At 47.0% G+C, this 19,588-nt stretch carries 9 protein-coding genes; 3 read left to right on the top strand and 6 right to left on the bottom strand.

The window, feature by feature from the left end; all coding sequences use genetic code 11:
• Positions 1–13 precede the first annotated feature (13 nt).
• Positions 14–1,246, bottom strand: coding sequence for a cytochrome c3 family protein (locus tag R3D00_03530; protein ID MEZ4772228.1), 1,233 nt, complete (start codon positions 1,244–1,246; stop codon positions 14–16).
• Between the two features lie 464 nt (positions 1,247–1,710).
• Between R3D00_03530 and R3D00_03525 the strand changes: the two genes are divergently transcribed.
• Positions 1,711–2,688 carry a YpdA family putative bacillithiol disulfide reductase gene (locus tag R3D00_03525; protein ID MEZ4772227.1) on the top strand — a complete coding sequence of 326 codons (978 nt, stop codon included), beginning with the start codon at positions 1,711–1,713 and terminating at the stop codon, positions 2,686–2,688.
• Between the two features lie 88 nt (positions 2,689–2,776).
• On the opposite strand, the gene R3D00_03520 is transcribed toward R3D00_03525, so the two are convergent.
• Positions 2,777–6,022, bottom strand: a complete 3,246-nt coding sequence (locus R3D00_03520) for a carboxypeptidase regulatory-like domain-containing protein (GenBank protein MEZ4772226.1) — start codon at positions 6,020–6,022, stop codon at positions 2,777–2,779.
• 183 nt (positions 6,023–6,205) lie between these two features.
• Here R3D00_03520 and R3D00_03515 point away from each other — a divergent pair, with 183 nt between their 5' ends.
• Entirely contained in the window at positions 6,206–6,862 is a 657-nt protein-coding gene (locus R3D00_03515) for an SOS response-associated peptidase family protein (GenBank protein ID MEZ4772225.1), read from the top strand.
• A 130-nt stretch (positions 6,863–6,992) separates the two neighbouring features.
• Here the strand turns inward: R3D00_03515 and R3D00_03510 are convergent, their stop codons facing one another.
• Together R3D00_03510 and R3D00_03505 are read right to left on the bottom strand one after the other, a co-directional pair.
• Positions 6,993–8,378 carry a PKD domain-containing protein gene (locus R3D00_03510; GenBank protein ID MEZ4772224.1) on the bottom strand — a complete coding sequence of 462 codons (1,386 nt, stop codon included), beginning with the start codon at positions 8,376–8,378 and terminating at the stop codon, positions 6,993–6,995.
• Between the two features lie 416 nt (positions 8,379–8,794).
• Positions 8,795–12,358 (bottom strand): PKD domain-containing protein, encoded by a 3,564-nt coding sequence (locus R3D00_03505; protein ID MEZ4772223.1) that lies wholly within the window; start codon positions 12,356–12,358, stop codon positions 8,795–8,797.
• A 555-nt stretch (positions 12,359–12,913) separates the two neighbouring features.
• On the opposite strand from R3D00_03505, the gene R3D00_03500 reads away from it, so the two are divergent.
• A complete protein-coding gene (locus R3D00_03500; protein MEZ4772222.1) occupies positions 12,914–17,224 on the top strand; it encodes a PKD domain-containing protein in 4,311 nt (1,436 codons plus the stop codon).
• 58 nt (positions 17,225–17,282) lie between these two features.
• Here R3D00_03500 and rpoN read toward each other — a convergent pair whose 3' ends face one another.
• Together rpoN and R3D00_03490 are read right to left on the bottom strand one after the other, a co-directional pair.
• Entirely contained in the window at positions 17,283–18,776 is a 1,494-nt protein-coding gene (gene rpoN / locus R3D00_03495) for an RNA polymerase factor sigma-54 (GenBank protein ID MEZ4772221.1), read from the bottom strand.
• 289 nt (positions 18,777–19,065) lie between these two features.
• Positions 19,066–19,581, bottom strand: coding sequence for an acyl-CoA thioesterase (locus R3D00_03490; GenBank protein MEZ4772220.1), 516 nt, complete (start codon positions 19,579–19,581; stop codon positions 19,066–19,068).
• Between the last annotated feature and the right edge of the window lie 7 nt (positions 19,582–19,588).

The following is a 19,588-nucleotide window of genomic DNA, read 5'->3' as shown; positions in this document are numbered from 1 at the left end:
TCTGTTTTTTATATTAATAATGGCATCTGGCGCAGTCAAGTCCGCCCATATCTTCAACTGTAAAGTCGGTTTCTTCTCCCAGGACTTTCACTTTGGTTTCGCGGTGGCAATTTACACACCAGCCCATACCCAGATTGGTAAACTGATAGACAACTTCCATTTCCTGAATAGGACCGTGGCATGTCTGACAGGCTACACCACCCACAACTACGTGCTGTGCATGGTTGAAGTACGCGTGGTCAGGCAAGTTGTGAATTCTCACCCACTCTACCGCCTTCGGCTCTTTGGAATAAGTCGCGTTTTCAGGATCAAACCCCGCTGCTTCGTAGATTTTAGCAATCTCTTCTGTACCATAATTGGGCCCCTGGTTGATGTACGTATGACAGTTCATACATACATTCACAGAAGGAATCCATGCGTTTTTGCTTTTGGTTACACCAGAGTGGCAGTATTCACAAGCAATCTGATTGGTACCAGCGTGAAGTTTATGGCTGAATTTGATAGGCTGCTCAGGCATATAACCCTGATTGAGTCCTATCGTACGGGCTTCCACGATAGCTTTGGCAGAGCCGCCCACCAGCACAAAGGTGGTGATCGCTGCAATGACAAATTTGTTCTGAAGGATAAGTTTTGCCCGGGAAAAGACATCCGCAAAAGAAAATGCTTCCTGTTGCTCTTTGGATTGAACCGCGGTGACCAGTGTGGCTGTAATTACCACCAGCAAAAGCGCAATCAGCACCAGCAAACCAATGAGTCCCAGCACAGCATAATAAATACCGGTGGGGAGTGGACTTTCTGCAGTCTGTCCATCAATAATTACAGGCTTGGGAGGAGCAGCAGCTTCATCTGCATAGGCCAGGATGTTATCGATCTCCGCAGGGGTCAGCTGAGGAAAAGCGGTCATTGCCACTTTATTATATTGTTCCCAGAGGGCTACAGCTTTCGCGTCTCCGGATTGGATAAGCGCGGTGGAGTTTTGCACCCATTTGTACAGCCACTCTTTGTCAGCGGCGTATTTGGTAGCGACACCCGACAACTGCGGGCCAATGAGTTTTGCATTTACCCTGTGACAGGCAGAACAGTTTTGTTTGAATAAAGCTTCCCCGGCTGCTGTATCCACATCTGCATAAAGCTGATTAGCTCCCAGCAGGAAGAAGGAAAGCAAAATTGAGGAAAACAGAATATAGCGGGTATAGGATCGTGCCATATAGTATGAGATATTTTCTATGTCGCCCAACTTTTTCATAATGATTTCGTTTAAAGCGGACATTGCTTTTTTCGGGCGGCAAGTTAAGATAGTCCTGATTTTGTTCAAAGCACTTGGATCAAAGATTCTCATCTTATTCTTACATTTAGAATCATTCTAAATTAAATTCCTAAAATCCTTCCTTTTCTTAAAAAATTTTCTAAGTCAGATAAGATTCGGACCGGATGTAAAATCAACTTAAATCGGGTTGTTTCGTTTTTATCAGTATCAGAAATCCTGACCATCGTATGATTTTTGATTTGATACAATTATTGCCACGATTTAAGAAAATTCCTGTTTATCTCCATCTGTTATATCGGTTATTTTCATAAATCACTTGATTTTCTTCGATTAACACTCTGTTTAATCAGATTGTTTGGTATTTATCAAAATAAGTTTCAATAAATACTGAAAGTTTTTGCACCGCCGGAAAAATACCGAAATTTGCGGAAATTTCACTCACTATGCCTGATAAAATTCTCGATGTATTGATTGTAGGCGGAGGCCCGATAGGTCTGGCTTGTGGCATTGAAGCAACCCGAAGAAATCTCAGTTATCTGATTGTTGAAAAGGGTTGCCTGGTCAATTCTATCTACCATTATCCGGTAAATATGACGTTCTTCTCCACCTCCGAAAAAATAGAGATTGGCGGTGTACCTTTTGTCTCTCACCGCGATAAGCCTACCCGCAAGGAAGCACTGGAGTACTACCGCAGAGTGATGCAAAACTGGAGTCTTCGGATTCAAACTTATGAGAAGGTGGAAGAAATTACACCTTTTGAGAAAATCTATCAGGTTAGAAGCGCAAAAACAACCTATCTCGCCCGCGCAGTTGTGATTGCAACTGGATTTTATGATCATCCCAGCCTCATGGATATCCCCGGGGAGGATTTACCCAAAGTCAAACATTACTTCGACGATCCGCATCCTTATATTGGCCATAAAGTGATTGTTGTGGGTGCGGCCAACTCGGCAATAGATGCTGCATTGGAGACATGGCGCAAAGGCGCAGAAGTCACCCTGGTGGTGCGCGGCGCAGAGATCAGTCACCGGGTAAAATACTGGGTCAAACCCGATATCGAAAACCGTATTAAAGAAGGCTCTATTCAGGCTTTTTTCAATAGTTCTCTCTCCGAAGTAAGAGAAGATTCAGCGGATATTTCCACCCCACAAGGAATCATTACCATAAAAAATGACTTTGTACTGGCCATGACGGGCTATAAACCAGACTATTCGTGGCTAAATAAAATCGGCGTATGTATTTCCAATGATGAAGTAAAATTGCCGGAGCGAAATGAAAAAACATTTGAAAGCAATCTTCCTAATATCTATCTGGCAGGGACAGTCTGCGGAGGAATGAATACCAACAAATGGTTTATCGAAAACTCCATTGAACACGCGGCGGTAGTCATGGAGGAAATTGCCGGAAATGTGAAAGAATGAGCGAACGCTTAGCTCATTGAATCGCATAAAAAAAGAGGCTGATCCTTGTGAATCAGCCTCTTTTCTATTTAGAAAGGTAAACTAGTAACTAGTTAAAGATATATCTGATACCTACCTGCAACTGCCACACGTCATTGAGGGAGTTGTTGTAACGGAAGGTTGAGTTGAGCAGGTTAGAGCCAAAGCTTGCAAAACGGTAGATCGGCTGGTTTTCAGCATTTACACCACGTGGAATAACCGGACGGGTGTTAACTACTGACTGACTGACTCCCCAGTTGCTGTTCAACAGATTGGTGAAGTTGATCACATCAGCACGGAACTGCAGTGTATTGCGTTTGCCACCGGCATTGACGAAAAACTCCTGTACAAAGCTCAGGTCCATTCTGTTCAACCAGGGAAGAAGGAGACCATTGCGCTCCATTACCTGGCCTTTGTGTGCGCTCAGATAAGGATCCTGGGCGATATAGGCATCAAACGCTGCTGCTTGCATTTCGGCAGTAAACGTTGTACCACTGGAAGTATATTCCTGCCAGTTGAGTTCAGAACCACTGTTAGGAATGTAAATCAGGTCATTGGCTGTACCGCCATCACCATTCATATCACCGCTGTACACAAAGCTCGCACGGCCTTGTGTACGACCTTCATATACGATACCAAACTGAGTAGCGCCAAAGTCGCCATATTCGATACGGTATGACAACGCACCAATTACACGGTGACGCTGATCGTCGTTGGCAAATGCAAGTGCAGGATTGTTGGGATCACCACTGATTGGGTTACCAAACCATGACCCGGCAGCGATAGAACCTGCATTGGTTACGTTTTTAGCCTGTCCGAAGTTGTAGGCGAGTTTTCCGTAGAAACCATTGTTAAACGGACGCTCAACCTGGAAAGTCATAGAGTAAGCTGACCCCTGGTTGGTGTTGGTAAGTACAATAGCACTGGTAATCTGGTCATTGGTCCGGTTGTCAGTGTAACGGGGACGAGTGTCAGGACCAGCAAATGAAGACTGCGCCTGTGGCAGGTTGGCATTGTAGTATTTAACAGCATTTACATCGCGGTTTATCAACACTTCTACTGTACCGATAAGGCCAAGGGGAAGTTTTTGTTCAACAGCGACATTCGAACGCCATACCTGTGGGAATCGGAATTTCGGATCTGTCAGCGCCAGTTCGTAAGTAGAAGGCAAAGTAGGATTTGCCGGAATATAAGTGGTAGGATTTGCATTGAAAGGATAAGCGCTGGTATTATCAGCCTGGATAAATCCGGTCAATACACCATTGTTACCAATCTGGTTGGAAATCCACACGAAAGCCGGACGTCCTGTGAAAATACCGGTTCCACCACGTACTCGTGTACTTCCGTCTGCTTTTACGTTATAGCTGAAACCAACACGGGGAGAAATCAGCGGGTTAGCATCTGGCAGTTTAGAAGTAGAGAATTTGGCTGTCTGCGCATTGTCATCAAGGAAAGACAGGCTGTTGACTTCCGTATTTTCATAACCAGTATTCTGGAAGAAAGGAATATCAACACGAACACCGTAGGTCAGGTTAAACTGATTGCTCACCTGCCATTCATCCTGAAGATACAGACCTGTATAGGTCACCTTCGAAGGCTGAACAGGCTCAGCACCCCCATCTAATGCAGAATAGCGAAGCTGGAAACGACGGAGTGTGGTATCCATTACCGTATTGGCATCACCGTCAGCATCAGCATAAAAATCTGCCAGAGACTGATATACGTACACACTCTGTGAGCCAGGGAAGAATACGTTTTTAAAGGAAAAACGCTCTATGTTAAACCCAGCTGTTATTTTGTGTGCATTAGCATAATAGGTCAGGTTATCAGAAATTTGGAAAGTACTGTAGCTCAACTGGTTGTAAGGGGTAAATGGCTCATTACCAAAAGAAATATAGGTAGAACCATTATTCTGAATCTCAACCAGTGGGAATGTCGGTCTGGTATCAGTTTTATCACCATCAAAATCACCACGGTCTTCATCCTGATAAGTATAACCAATAATCAGGTTGTTGGAAATCCGGTCGGTGATATTTGAGTTCAACTCTGCTACTACAGACTGAATATTTTCATTGATGCTGTAGTTGGAGTTCTGATAGCTGAAACGTTCGAGGTTAGGCTGACGACTACCGAAACCGAGAGAAGAACTGTTGGATAACAGTACATCCTGGCTGGATTTGAGGTAGTTGTAACGTACACTCATTTTGTTTTTATCGTTCAGGTTCAGGTCAAACTTGGCGAGGAACTTATCAGCTCTTGTATCAAGATTATAACCTTCGTAAGGACCTGTCTGATAATCAAACCTGTTCAAAAGGAAGCTGGAAAGTTCATCGAGATCGGACTTCAGTACACGGGAAATAGAACCACCTACAGGCTGACCACCTGTATTCGGTGTAAAAGTTGTTCCGGGTGATGAGTTTCTTTCAACCTCTCCACTTACAAAGAAGAACAATTTGTCCTTAATGATCGGACCACCTACGCGCAGACCACTCTGAAAATAGTTGAAGTCTCCGCGGGGAACATACTGCCCGGCAGCAGAATCGCCCAGAAAGTTCTGGTTGCGAAGCATGTGATACACAGAAGCAGAAACTTCATTGGTACCTGAACGGGTAACAGCATTAATACCGGCACCTACGAAACCAGCCTGACGCACATCATAGGGAGCGAGGCTCACCTGTACCTGATCAATCGCGTCAAGAGAAATCGGAGATACACCAGTACGATCACCTGGCTGAGAGCCCAGACCAAAACTGTTGTTGAAAACAGAACCATCAAGGGTAATGTTGTTGAAACGGTTGTCCTGACCACCAAATGAAGCGCCATTGGCCTGAGGTGTCAGACGGGTAAAGTCATTGATACGACGGTTAAGTGTAGGCAGCGTACCAATGGCCTGGTTGCTGATGTTTGTAGCTGCACCATTTTTTACCTCTGCACGAACCGCTGTAATCTCTACTTCTTCGGTAGAAACAGACTGTTCCTGCAGATTGAAAGTCAGCTGGAAATTTTGACCCAGCCCAAGATAAATTTCATTTTGCTCCTGTGTCCCATAACCCAAAAAGGATATGCGAACCTTGTAAGGACCACCTACGCGCAAACCTGGAAGGTTAAAATAACCATCTCCACGGGCAATAGCGCCATACACTGAACCGGATGGACCATGGGTAGCCACAATCGTAGCTCCTTCGAGGCCTTTACCTCCAGTGTCAGTAACACGGCCGCTCATAGCAGCGGTAGTAACACCCTGCCCATAAGCGCTGGAGCCTATTACCAAAAAGGTAACCAGCCCAATAATTGTTTGTAAAAGTTTTTGTGTCATTAATGGATAGTTTGGTTTGACAAATTCAACTTCGCCGCAAAGGTAAATAGCCGAATGTTAAGGTATTTTAAAATCTTAGCTTTTTTTCACTCATAACTAATTTTTTTAGAAATGTGACTTTTCTCTTGATTTTGCTATTTTTATTAGTATATTTGTTTCAATCAATCAAACGGGATACTAATCATGTTAGCGAATTACACATTTAACTCCCACTACAGCCCGGTAAACCACCCTGGAAGTTCGCTTCCCAGCCTTCAACTTCTTGAAGGGGGAAAATTTTATCCACAACAATTTGCGCCTGTTCTAATAAATGAATATGATCAAATCAGGTTAAAATTCTTCCGATGGGGTTTTATTCCCCGCTGGGCTGAAAGTTCTACAGAAGGCAAAAGCAGGATTTTTGCTGCCGCTGATCATGTATTCAATAATGTGGCCTATCAGTCTCCTGTGCGCAGTATGCGCTGTCTTATTCCTGCTGACGGGTATTATGTAGAAACAGAAAGCCCGACCGGAAACCAAACTTTTAAACTTTCTCTCTCCAATAACCAAACTTTTTGTTTTGCCGGTATCTATGATCTATGGCAAAATAAAGATGGAAGCACACTAAGTACTTTTACAATCATAACAACACAGGCTACCGGGCATGCCAGTAGATTTGGGCTCCAAATGCCCATGATCATTCCCCGGAGTCTTGAGGCTATATGGATTGATCCTGAAACTTCTTTAGGTACTGTTTCCCGAATTCTTCACTCAAAAGCAAATGATCAACTATGTATCCGTAGGGTACAGGAGTTAAGAGATATTCAAGAATTTGAACGATTAGAGCAAGTGGCTGCGTAATCGGAACGAGGGGCTGATTTGTGAGGTTCTTTATAACAAGGGTAGTGAAAACTACCCTTTTTGTTTGTATAAAACAGAGAGGGCTCGCTGACAGCGAGCCCTCTCTGTTTTATATTTTTATGCTTACAGCTTATCTCACCAGCGTAACATTACCTGTATAGTTTTTGTCGCCGATGGAGATGGCGTAGAAATAGACGCCTTCCGGGGCCTTGTTGCCATTTTCATCGGTACCCTCCCAGGTTTTGTCGGGTGCATCGGCCGTGAAAAAGCCTCTGCCCCACCGGTCAAATACCTTCACCGCAAAGGGCTCATTGCCATTGTACTGCACCCGGAAGACATCATTGATGCCATCGCTGTTGGGGCTAAACACATTGGGAATCATCACTTCAGGTATGACCACTTTGTAGCTGCTGTATTCTACCGTTTCGACACAGCCATTGACATCCGTAACAGTCAGCTTGACGGTGTATTCTCCGGGCTGCTCATAGGTATGGGTAGGATTGGCATTTCTCGACACATTGCCATCGCCAAAGTCCCAGAACCAGGACACGGCGTTTTGCGACAGGTCAATAAACCCTACCGTCGCCCCTGGCAAGGATAAGGTCTCGTTGGCTGCGGGCTCGGAGCGGAAATCGGCGAGCATATCTTCGGATACTTCAATGGTAGCCATCGTGATCTCATCGCCACAGCCGCCCACGCCAATGGCCTTGAGCGTTACGGTATAACTGCCCGGCAGTTCAAACACATGGGTGGGGTTGGGCCCGTTGACCACGCCGCTGCCATCGCCAAAGTCCCACTCAAAGCTGATGGCGCCTTCGGCATTTTCCATAAACGAGACCACCAACGGTGCACAACCGCCCGGTGCCGAGGTGAAATACCCGGCCTTGGGGGTCGGGTTGACATCAATGGTAATATCTGCCGTATCAGCACAGGCACCCTCACTGACAATGACGGTGTAAGTGGTCGTCGTATCGGGGCCTGCCATCGGCGTCGCTGTGCCGGCATCGCTCAGACCCGTGGCGGGCGACCAGGTATAGGTCGCATTGCCCAGTCCGCCCGTGGCGGTCAACAGCGTTTCTTCATCACTACAAATCCGGGTGGTGTCGGCACTCACGCCCGCCACGACTTTCGGACTCACTGTTACCAGTACCCGGTCAAAGGTCGGACAGTCCGCCGAAGCCACCGAAGCCTGCACCGTGTAAAGGGTCGTCTGGGTCGGCGAAGCCGTTACCTGGGGCAGGAAAGGCGAACCGCTGATCTGGTTGGCCGGGGTCCAGGTGTACACCACCGGACTGCCGGTGGGGGTTGTCCAGCTATGGGTCGCCCGCAGCACGATTTCATCGCCTTCGCAGATCACGGTGTCGGCACTCAGGGCCTGCACCTCCGGCGTCGGCTTGACCGTGATGACAATCACATCCTGGTCGGAGCCACAACCGAAGTTGGAACTGGCTTCGAGGGTGTAGGTCGTCGTGGTCGAAGGGCTGGCCAGCGGCTGGGCAATATTCGGATTGCTCAACCCCGTGGCCGGACTCCAATGGTAGGTGTAGAACGTCGCATCGGGGTCGCCATCGGCTCGGCCCGGCAGGATCACACTGTCGCCCAGACAGATCGATTCATTCTGACCGGCATCGACCGTCGGCTTGGTATCGACGATCACATCGATCTGATCGCCTTCACTGTAACAGCCATTGGACAATACCACCAAGGTATAGGTCGTCGTCTGCAACGGCTGGATCGTCGGCGTCGCAGAGTTGGGGTTCGAGATCGTTCCCGGCGTCGCCGGGGTCCAGAAGTACTGATAATTGGGCCCTGCGCCGGAGGCAAAACCCTGCAGCTGAATCTGGTCGCCCACACACATCGCCGTGTCCGGTCCGGCCGAAGCCACCGGCAGCGGATTGACATGTACCGTTACCGTGCTCAGCGTATCGAGGGTCAGACATCCGAACTACACCCATTCACCGATGTGCCTACCAGCGTGTAGATCGTCGTCTGGGTTGGGCGCGCATACGGATTGGGCACATTCGGGTCGCTCAGACCCAAAGAAGGCTGCCAGTGGTAGCTGATCGGTTGGGGCGCATGGTTGGTCGCGGCCACACTGCCGTTGAGGAAGTCGCCCAGTCCTTCTTCGCACAGGAACACATCCGGACCCGCATTCATCCGAGGTTTGGCTTTCACCGTTACCTGCACCGAGTCGATATTGCTCACACAACCATTCACATCATTGACAATCAGGTAGTACACCACCGTGTCGGTCGCCTGGGCCACGTGCGGGTTGGCCGTCGGGTCCTGAACCGCATTGCTGCTCAGTCCGCAGTTTGGCGGGTCGCTACACGTCCACGAGTAGAAATATGGCGCAGTGCCCCCCGTTACCGAGGCGTTGATCAGTGCGCCTCCATCTCCTTCGCAGAACGCCACATCCGCCCCTGCGCTGATCTGTGGACGGCCTTTGACCGTGATTTGTGTGCTGCTCGTCGTCGTACAGCCTTTATACGTTACCGCCAGACTCACCGTACGTACCCCCGGTGTCGTAAAGTCCACACACGGTGGATTGATCAGACTCGAGCTCGGAGGAATCGCCCCGCTGCCGAAGTTCCACACATAGGACTGATTCGCACCCACTGGAATTCCGCTATAACTAAACGTGATACACTCATCCGAGCAGATCTCCGTCGTCGAGGTTGTGAAATTGGCCGATGGCTCAGGGATGACTTCAAAAGTTACTTTCGCTGTGTCAGACACACATCCGTTGCGCGTAACGACCACCGATACCGTTTTCACGCCCGGATTGAGGTAGCTGACGGCCCCCGGATTCTGGCCGCTGCCTACCGCTGGGTTTGCGTCCGCACCGAAGTTCCATGCATAACTATCCGACACATCTCCGTTATACACAAAGTTGAAGCTGTTTCCGCTCAGACACTGATTGGCTACCGGTGCGATTGAGGCAACAGGTTCACTTGATATATTGATTGTTTTGCAGGTAAGATTGGAAATACAGCCATTTTCTTCAACCTGGAGACAAACAGACTTTGGTCCAGCAATTGGCCACTGAACGAGGAATGGGCCATTACCCGATCCGCTCACAATTTGCCCGCCGTCAAAATTCCATGCGTAGGAGCCAGTTGAGGTACCGGAACCCGTATAAACCACTTGAATAACTTCCCCTTCACAAGCACTCGCCTGAAGGTTAAAGGCAGAAGTAGGGACCTGGAATACATCAACTGTTTGCGAGAATTGTGGGCTCAGACAGCCTTTGGCACTTACCTGAAGAGTTACCGTTTTCTGGCCAGGTGATACCCAGCTTGCGCCAAAAGGCGATCCTCCACCCGGGCCTGCGCCGCCGTCAAGATCCCAGATAAAAGTAGAACCAATTGTACTGGCAGAACCTGTGTAGGTGATCAATGAAGGCTGGCCAGCACATACAGGGCTGGTAGCTGTAAAAGTAGCAGTTGGTATAGGGTTTACAACGACTGTTTTAAAAGTTGTATCAGAAATACAGCCATTAATATTAACCCAGAGGCTAAGATTTTTTGTGCCAGGCGTACTCCATGAAACCTGGTGAGGGCCGGGGCCGATACTGGTACCTGTACCGCCATTATAATCCCAGTGGTAAATTGCCCCAGGTGTGGAAGGAGCGTTGTAGATAACAGTTGCGATTTCTCCCACACAGACCTGGCTGGTAGCACTGAAAGATGAGATTGGTTTACCCTGGAAAGTAACAAGCACAGAGTCAATGTCTATACATCCATTGGGGTCAGTCGCTGTAAGAATAAATGGAAGGACAATCGGGTTATTGGTAGTGTTGTTAAATGCGACATTCGCCAAAGCAGTCGTAGGATTAGGCGTACCAGACCATCCCAAACCTGTCGGAGAAGTCCATTTATAGGTATAACCGGGCAAACCGGGAGTTCCGATTGTTCCGACCTGATTAGGACAGAGAGTAATATCAGGTCCACCATCAGCAACGGAAGTATTGGTCAGCACAATATTCCCTGATGTAGAAGAACTTGTACCTGTAGAGTCAGTGATTGTAAGTGTATAGTTATAGTTACCTGGTCCGCCATAGCTATGGGTAAGATTGGGGCCGGTACCAAACAGGCCACCGTTTCCAGTCCATTGATAGGTAAATGGAGGCGCACCACCACACGGAATTCCATCAAACTGCACATCATAACACCCTACAACAGTAGTGGAAGCATAAGGATCAAGAGAACAACTATTCACAACAATAACGATTGAGAACTGATTTTGTCCCAAAAGCGGGCAGCCATCATCCTGGATAGTAACGAGGAAGGTATAAACCCCCGTTTTGGTAGGGACCCAGCAGAACTGGCCTGTTGGCGTAAGCCCCGGGCCCGGCCCAAATACAGTATCAACCGGCACTGTTGGATTAAGTGCATTTGCAAATGTACCCGTCACGTTGGCGTTCCAGAACATAAGATAATTCTGGTTGGGATCAGGGTCTGAACTAGGTATATCAAAACAAACCTCATCACAGGCGCAGGTTGTAACAGTGAGACCATTTGCCGTTGCACCGGGAGAAAGATTAATGAGCGTATCAATGATCGGCGGATTATTCACCTGACCAAACAAACTACAGTCGATAATGGTCATCTGAATATCGCGGAATACCTGCCCGATTTTTACACCGTTTCGCCATTCCTCTACATACACGCACATCACGGCAACCAATGCAGGACCCGTTGGGTTTGGCGTAACGGTAATATCACCTGTAAGAGAGTTGATCGAAACATTCCACTGAGCACCCAAAGGCTGTGTAGGTGTAAATCCGGGTGCATACGCTACCTGAACACCGGCTACATCAAAACAAGGGCCGAGGGAATAAACGAGCGAATCCCCATCCGGGTCAAAAGCTCCCTGATTAAAGGTATAAGTCTGCCCCTGGCACAGATAAGGAACAGGAGGATTGGCAAACTGAGGGGAACTGTTACAGGGGGTAATCGCTGTATTGATCTGCGTACTACCTGAGTAAATACCTGCGGCCAGCGGATTCGTCAGAGAGTTGATGGCGCCATTGCGGCAACAACTGGCCCATGTGAGCGTATATACGTCGCAGTTTGTATTACAAAAATCGTAATCACGATAGTACTTTACCTCTGCAACGCCACGAATAGGCGAATTGTTAACCGTACACTCCGTCGAGGTTGTAGGGCAAATAGGTGTTACTTCCGTATAGGAAACAAACACCCAGTTGCCAACAGCAACGGGCTGATTACACAACTGTCCGGGAAAATTAGGAACCCCTACTGTCCCGATAGAAGGAGCACCGGGTGGATTGGTTCCGGGAGAACCTACAGGGGTAGGCGTAAGTGCTGCCGAACAATCAAAATAAGTACTGTGATACACCCGATAAATACAGGTTCCCAGACACTCATATGTAATATCGACACCCATAAAGTGCGAGGCTGATGAAGAGAACCAACTCAACATCAGACCAACGGTAATGATGATCTTAGAGAAAAAGACTGCGGATTTCATGTAGTTTTTGGTAGAAATTATATCATTCACACAATGAATTAATACATCCAACTTAACAAAAGTAGGGATTTTAATTATTAATAAAAACCTACGAATAAGTGAAAAGAATTTTCAACCTTATCTTAAGGGTTACTAAATACTTCTGAAATTACATATATAAACTGCTAAGAACCCTGCATTTTTAAATATAATTTCCTAAAAGAGCAAAAATCAGGTATTCCAAAATAATCAGAACTACGGTAATCAACCTTTCGATAATGGGCATATAAACCCTCCGTAGATGCTGCTTTCCAGCTCCCGAAATACGCTGAAACCTACCATCAACAGAACGGGTAATCTTACATTTACAGTTTCCATATTTATCGCACAAATAAGGAAATATTTTGTCATAAAAAATTGATTTACAGACAAGTATGAAAAAAAATATTCGGTTCTGTATTTTTTTTCACTAAGTTTACTTTATCCAATTCCGGATATACAAACCTGATCATGGTATCTCGAATCTGTCGCAAAGATTCGGGCATATTTTATTGCAAACACATCAACCCTGTGTCTATGAAACATTTTCTACTCTTATGTTTACTGGTAATCTTTTCGGGGGCGCTACAAGCAACTCACCAGATGGGGATCGACATTTCATATGAGTGTACCGGTCCATGTACTTACCGGATTTATCATAAGTCCTATTACGATTGTGCGGGGGCAGCGATGAGCATTTACCTACCGCCAGTCAATGCCAATGCGCCTACCGCTGCATGGGCAAATCTTACCGCGGGGTTCAGTATATTCAGCCCGGCAGGCTGCGCCCCTCCTGCGCCTATAGGAGGCTGGGTCCTTAATGGATACAGCGAAGTAACTCCGCTTTGTCCTGATGCGCTAAACCCGCCACCCGGAACCCCCCACCCGACCCGCTGTGACCCCACAAACCCTTCCGCGACGATAAATGGCGTGGCAGAACTGGTATATTACCGGGACTATAGCTTTTGTAATGTCCCCGCAGCCTGTGATTCGTTTCTCATCGAATGGGGTTCCTGCTGCAGAAACTCTGTAATCAACTCAGGCGCAGCTGATGAAGGGATATACACAGGTTCGACTGTAATTAAACCCTCTCTTAGTTCCTGCAATAGCTCGCCTCAATTTTTAAACAAACCTGTACCCTATGTTTGTGCGGGGCAACCTTTCACATTCAACCAGGGAGCATACGACCCAGACGGCGATTCTCTTTCTTACCATTTGGGGGATTGTATGAACACTGCAGGAGTTCCTGTAACATATAGTGCAGGTTTCAGTCCAGCCCAGCCTATTGGTACGTCATGGGCAGTTTCCATCAACGCTTTCACCGGAGATATTACCATGACACCCAACCCTACAGGCAACCAGGTGATCGGTGTGATGTGTATTGTGGTCAAGGAATGGAGAAACGGAGAGCAAATCGGCCAGGTAACCCGTGACATGCAGATTACGGTAATTCCGGCATGCAATTCCTCAAATCCTTTGACTGGTGGTGTACAAAACGTAGCGCTGGGAGTAGATGAAGTCCCGGCCAATTCGCTTTCATACAATGAGGTGCGAACTTGTGCCGGGATAGAAACCTGCTTTGAGATTCCCGTAATTTCTCAGGATCCTAACCTCGATTACCAGATTTATTGGAATCACGGTATAGCCGGCGCGACTTTTACGGATGCTTCCAACGCCGCAGTTATTGACACTGTATCAGGAGCCACACCTGTCGCAAAATTTTGCTGGACGCCTCCTCCTGGTACTGATGGTGCATTTTTCTTTGTTGTTTCCGTAAAGGATGATGCGTGTCCGATCCCAGGCTTCAATCAGTTTACGATTATCGTCTATGTCGAAGACGTGCTCGCAGCATCCAGCGCAGCGGCTATTCCTGTGGGTTGTAATGAAATGGCTTTTGCTGCCCTCCCGTCCTCCACGATCCCCAGCCCTTATGCGAATATTTTCACAAATTACCAGTGGAGCGGGAATGGGAACCTGCCCTTTAATACGAATACGGGCGATTCGTCTTTTACGCACCTTTATCCTGCACCTAACACTTATTTCTATGGGCTGAGTATTCAGGATACCTTTGGTTGCAAAGTTAACCTTGGAGGGATAGCCAATCTCACTACAGGTGTAATAGCCAATGCGGGGTCGGATGTTACGATCTGCTCCAATTACAATTTTACTCTGGGCACGCCGGCTCTGCCGGGTCTCAGCTACCTATGGACGCCCAACACTGCGCTTACCAATGACACCATCGCGCAGCCTACCTTCACACTGCCCAACGGAACTTCTGCTCAAACCACCACCAACTATACGCTTACCGTTACTGACGGTATTTGTACCACCTACGACTATGTTACCGTAACAGTAAACCCTGCCTTACAAACTGATATTCTCCCTGCTACCCCTATAATATGCATTGGCCAAAACATCACGCTTCAGGCCGTGGGCAACCTCGGGCCAGGAACCAGCTATCTCTGGAGTACGGGGGAAACAACGGCAAACATTACCGTATCGCCCAATGTCAATACAACATACTCTGTAGTTACTTTCAATAACGGATGCTCCAGTGACCAGAAGTTTGTTACAGTTGTGGTACAACAAGGCCCACAGGCCCAAATTACCGGCGACCTTAATATCTGTCCGGGAGAAACAACGACCCTTACTGCATTTGGCGGCGTAAACTATCTCTGGTCTGCCAATGCATGGAATAATGCGGCCATTACGCTTTCAGGTATTTCCCAGGATACCACCTTGTCAGTAACTGCTTTTGACAGCCAGGGTTGTCCGGGAATACCGGCAACGGCAACTGTAAAAACCTATGAACAGCCTGTCGCTGATTTTGTTGCGCCACAGGTATGTCAGGGGACCGAAACCGTGTTTAAAGATGCCTCTCTGCTTTCCAATGGCGTTATCACCAACTGGCTGTGGAGTTTTGGCGATGGGGCAACGGCTACTCAGTCAAACCCGCTGCACAGTTATTTAGTAGCAGGAACCTATCCGGTCAAACTGGTGGTATCTTCTTCTAATGGGTGCCGGGATTCAGTTACGATGATGGTGACGGTTGACCCAGTGCCGGTAATCGATTTTGACTTCACAAGTGTATGTGAAGGGCTGCCAAATGTTTTTACCCAGAATGTTAGTATTGGTAATGGCGGATCCATTGCTTCCCTAAACTGGGATTTTGGAGACGGCTCGCCTTCGGCTTCAGGGGGAAACACAGCCCATGTTTTTCCTCAATATGGCTATTACCCGGTAACGCTCACTGCTATTTCCAATAATGGTTGTACTGACAATTTTACCCGGACAGTATTTGTCAATCCTAATCCGATTGCAGATTTCCGGGTGGAAAGTGCCTGCCAGGACAGCGTGGTTTTTACCTCAAATTCTTCTGTAGTCGCGGGTTCGCTGGACTATATCCAGACTTTCCAGTGGAATTTTGGAGACCCTGGCAGCGGCAGCGCCAATAGTTCTGACTGGTCAGGGCCCTGGCATGTTTATCAGACCGCAGGTGTTTATACGATTTCGCTGACTGTCACCACCGGAAAAGGTTGTAGTGATCAGCTTGTGAGAGAGGTAAATGTTTATCCCGAACCCATCGCCGACTTTGTCTATGAAGATAACTGTGCGAATGAAAATACGCGGTTTATCGATATTTCCACAACCAGTTCATCAACCCCTGTGGTGGAATGGCACTGGGACTTTGGGTTTGGCTGGACTGCGGATGTGGCTTCGCCCAGAAATAATTTTACTTCAGCAGGGCCAGGAACCTACCCGGTTGTCTTTGCTATCAAGACCTCCGAAAACTGTGTCGATACTATCGTCAGGAATATTGTTATCAATCCTGTACCCAATGTAGATTTTGCTTCGACCCGGGAGTGTCTGGAAGATACAACACATTTTACTAACCAGACTACGCTGGCAAGCGGCACTATCACTGATTATCTGTTTGCCTTCGGAGATGGGGCCAATTCTACCCTGCCCAATCCCAGCCACAGGTATCTTGTACCAGGGAATTATATAGCAACGATTTCAGCGGTTTCAGACTCAGGATGCGCATCGGTAAGGAGCCGTGAAGTAGTGGTTTATCCGCTGCCAGAGTTTAGCAGGATAGACGCAGATACCGCGTGTTTTAGTGACAGGGCAACCTTACGGGTAGTCGCGCCGCAGGATATTACCATCGAGTGGTACCAAAACCTCAATGATGACCGGCCTTTTCATACAGGTAATAGCTTTACAACGCCTCCCCTGCCCTACGAAGCGACTTATTATGTCATGGGAAGATCACTGGAAGGCTGTATCAATGATCGGGTACCTGTAAATGCAGCTGTTTTTCCTGACCAGGAGCTGGAGATAGTTTCTAATGTGACAAAGGTGGATCTTCCGCTGGCAATTGTGGATTTCACTACCGCATCCAGTATTGGTCTTGTGAGCTGGCAATGGAATTTTGGAGACGGAAGCACTTCAGACCAGGATGAACCCACCCACGAGTATCATTTTCCGGGGAAATATGAAGTAAAAGTAACAACAACTGATATCAATGGTTGTGAAAGAACCGAAACTACAGTGATTGAAGTGCTGAAACTCACGGGCGTTTATTTGCCAAATGCATTTTCACCAAACCAGGACGGAATAAACGACACCTATAAAGTCGGGTATTACAACATTTCAGACTTCAGCATACAAATATTTAACCGGTGGGGACAATTGGTTTTTGCATCAGACAACCCCGACTTTGAATGGGATGGGAGAAATCTTGCCGGAGCAACTGTGACGGAGGGAGTATATGTATATGTGATGAAAGCCCGCGACTTTGACGGGCAGGAATTGCAGGAGAGCAAAACGATTACGGTGCTACGGTAGTTTTTGGGAATATTTCCGGGGCTTCGAGTAACCTCAGCCACCGGAAATATTCCATAAATCACACCTCTTTACGGAGACGGGCTACCGGAACGCCAAGTTGTTCGCGGTATTTGGCCACGGTACGTCTTGCGATATTATAGCCTTTTTTCTTGAGGTAAACGGCGATTTTGTCATCAGAAAGCGGTTTGCGTTTACTCTCACCCGAAATAATATCCTCCAGCGCTTTCTTTACTTCACGGTTGGAGACGATGCCATCTTCGGTTTCGATTCCTTCCGTGAAGAAAAACTTCAGCGGATAAATACCAAACTCTGTCTGTACATATTTGCTGTTGGCTACCCGGCTTACGGTAGAAATATCCATCTGAATTTCCTCTGCAATATCTTTGAGGATCATGGGCCGGAGTTTGTTTTCTTCACCACCGGAGAGAAAGAACTCTTTCTGCTTTTCGGCAATCGTCTCCATGGTATTCAGAAGGGTAAACTGGCGTTGGCGGATAGCGTCAATAAACCATTGTGCTGCCTCAATACGGGCTTTTACGAAGTCCAGGGTTTCCTTTACCGATGAGCTTTTGCGCGCTTTTTCCATGGCTTTGTACTCGCGGTACATATTCACGTAGTTGCGGCTCACTTTAAGGTCAGGGGCATTCCGGCTGTTGAGGCGAATATTGATTTTATTATCCTCTGTAGTAAGAATAAAATCCGGAATAATATACTCATGTTTGATTACACTTTGAGATTCTCCTGGCTTGGGATTCAGCTTAATAATAAGGGAATACACATCTTTGAGCATATCCTCATCTATGCCCAGCCGCGATTTGAGCTTATTAAAATGTTTTTTACTAAACTCTTCAAAGTATTTATCGATAATCGTAATCGCAACATCCACCTCTTCGCTGTGAGGTTTTTTCTTAAGTTGGAGCAGGAGACATTCTTTGAGATCGCGGGCACCTACGCCGGGAGGGTCCAGCTCCTGAATTTTGGACAAAACATGAGACACTTCCTCGACTGTAGTGGAAAGGCTCTGGCGGAAAGCCATATAGTTGACAATAGCTTTGACCGGATCTACATTTCCACGTCCGCGCAGGTAGCCATCCTCGTCAATATTACCGATGATATGTTCGCCAATCAGTCTTTCGTGTTCGGATAAGGGTATCAGGGAAATTTGCTCCATGAGCAAATCATACAGCGAGCTCATTTGTACAATGGGCGCCTCGTATTCTTCATCTTCATCATCACCGCTGGAAGGAAGCCTGGTTTTATAATCATAACCGTCACTGACGAGATAATCGTCGAGACTCACCTCATTGTTGGAAATATCTTCCTTGTCATCGGATTTGATATCGTCATCTCCCTTTCTGTCCAGATCTTCATAATCATTGTGGGGCTCGTCCCCAAATCCCATTTGGCCATCTTCCAGTGCCGGATTTTTTTCAATTTCTTCCTTAATCCTTTGCTCAAGCGAGGCCGTAGGAACCTGAAGCAGTTTGATAAACTGGATCTGCTGTGGAGATATTTTCTGTAGCAGTTTTAACTGCTGGTTCTGCTTAAGCATACAAAAACTTCTTTACCGGTGAGTACATATCTCACGACATTGCGAGATACAAATTCATAATTCATTTAGCCAAACTATTCGCCCTGATCGGCAAATTTTCGCGTTTCATCGGATGCATTTGCATCAGACCTTAATTTGCAAACCAGAATTTTTCTGTAGGTGAATCTGTATCTGTCCCTATTCTTTCCTGCTTTTACTTCGCGGATACCAACATGAAATGCATATGGAACCTCTGAGGGGAAAAGCGGGAAATAAATTAGTAATTTCCTCGTGAATTTACAATTTCTTTCTACTTCCGTGCCAAAAGCTTCGAAAGATACACAGCTTCTTCAGGTTTGATCCTTCCTGCAAGCAAAAGACGCATTTCTCTGCGTTCCAGGGCCTCTTCGTACCATTTTTTTTCCTGATCAGTTTCTGGTACTATTGGTTTTACAGGTATGGGACTACCCGATTGGTCGACCGCTACAAATGTATAATAGGCTGTATTGCTTACTGTACGCTCTCCCGTCTGAAGACTTTCACAACTGACATCTATCCGCACCTCCAAAGATGTGGTAAAAGTGCGGGTTACTCTTGCCTCCAAAATCACAATGGTGCCTAAAGGAATCGCCTCCCGAAATTCTACAAAGTCTACCGAAACAGTTACTACGGTGCGGTTGGATGCCCGCTGTGCTGAAATCGCCGATATGATATCCATCCAGTGAAGCAGGGTTCCCCCCATAAGATTCCCAAGATTATTGGTGTCATTAGGTAATACCAGTTCGGTTTTGAGCGTATAGGAATCAGAGACTTTTTTACTTTTCATGATCTTT

This window comes from Bacteroidia bacterium, from assembly GCA_041391665.1.
Lineage (GTDB): Bacteria > Bacteroidota > Bacteroidia > J057 > J057 > JAGQVA01.
Note: the sequence above shows the minus strand (reverse complement) of the source record. Positions and strands in the feature narration are given on the sequence as shown.

Coding starts and splice junctions, on each gene's coding strand:
- R3D00_03505 (MEZ4772223.1), bottom strand. CDS start 12,358: ATGAAATCCGCAGTCTTTTTCTCTAAGATCATCATTACCGTTGGTCTG.
- R3D00_03530 (MEZ4772228.1), bottom strand. CDS start 1,246: ATGAAAAAGTTGGGCGACATAGAAAATATCTCATACTATATGGCACGA.
- R3D00_03525 (MEZ4772227.1), top strand. CDS start 1,711: ATGCCTGATAAAATTCTCGATGTATTGATTGTAGGCGGAGGCCCGATA.
- R3D00_03500 (MEZ4772222.1), top strand. CDS start 12,914: ATGAAACATTTTCTACTCTTATGTTTACTGGTAATCTTTTCGGGGGCG.
- R3D00_03490 (MEZ4772220.1), bottom strand. CDS start 19,581: ATGAAAAGTAAAAAAGTCTCTGATTCCTATACGCTCAAAACCGAACTG.
- R3D00_03515 (MEZ4772225.1), top strand. CDS start 6,206: ATGTTAGCGAATTACACATTTAACTCCCACTACAGCCCGGTAAACCAC.
- rpoN (MEZ4772221.1), bottom strand. CDS start 18,776: ATGCTTAAGCAGAACCAGCAGTTAAAACTGCTACAGAAAATATCTCCA.
- R3D00_03520 (MEZ4772226.1), bottom strand. CDS start 6,022: ATGACACAAAAACTTTTACAAACAATTATTGGGCTGGTTACCTTTTTG.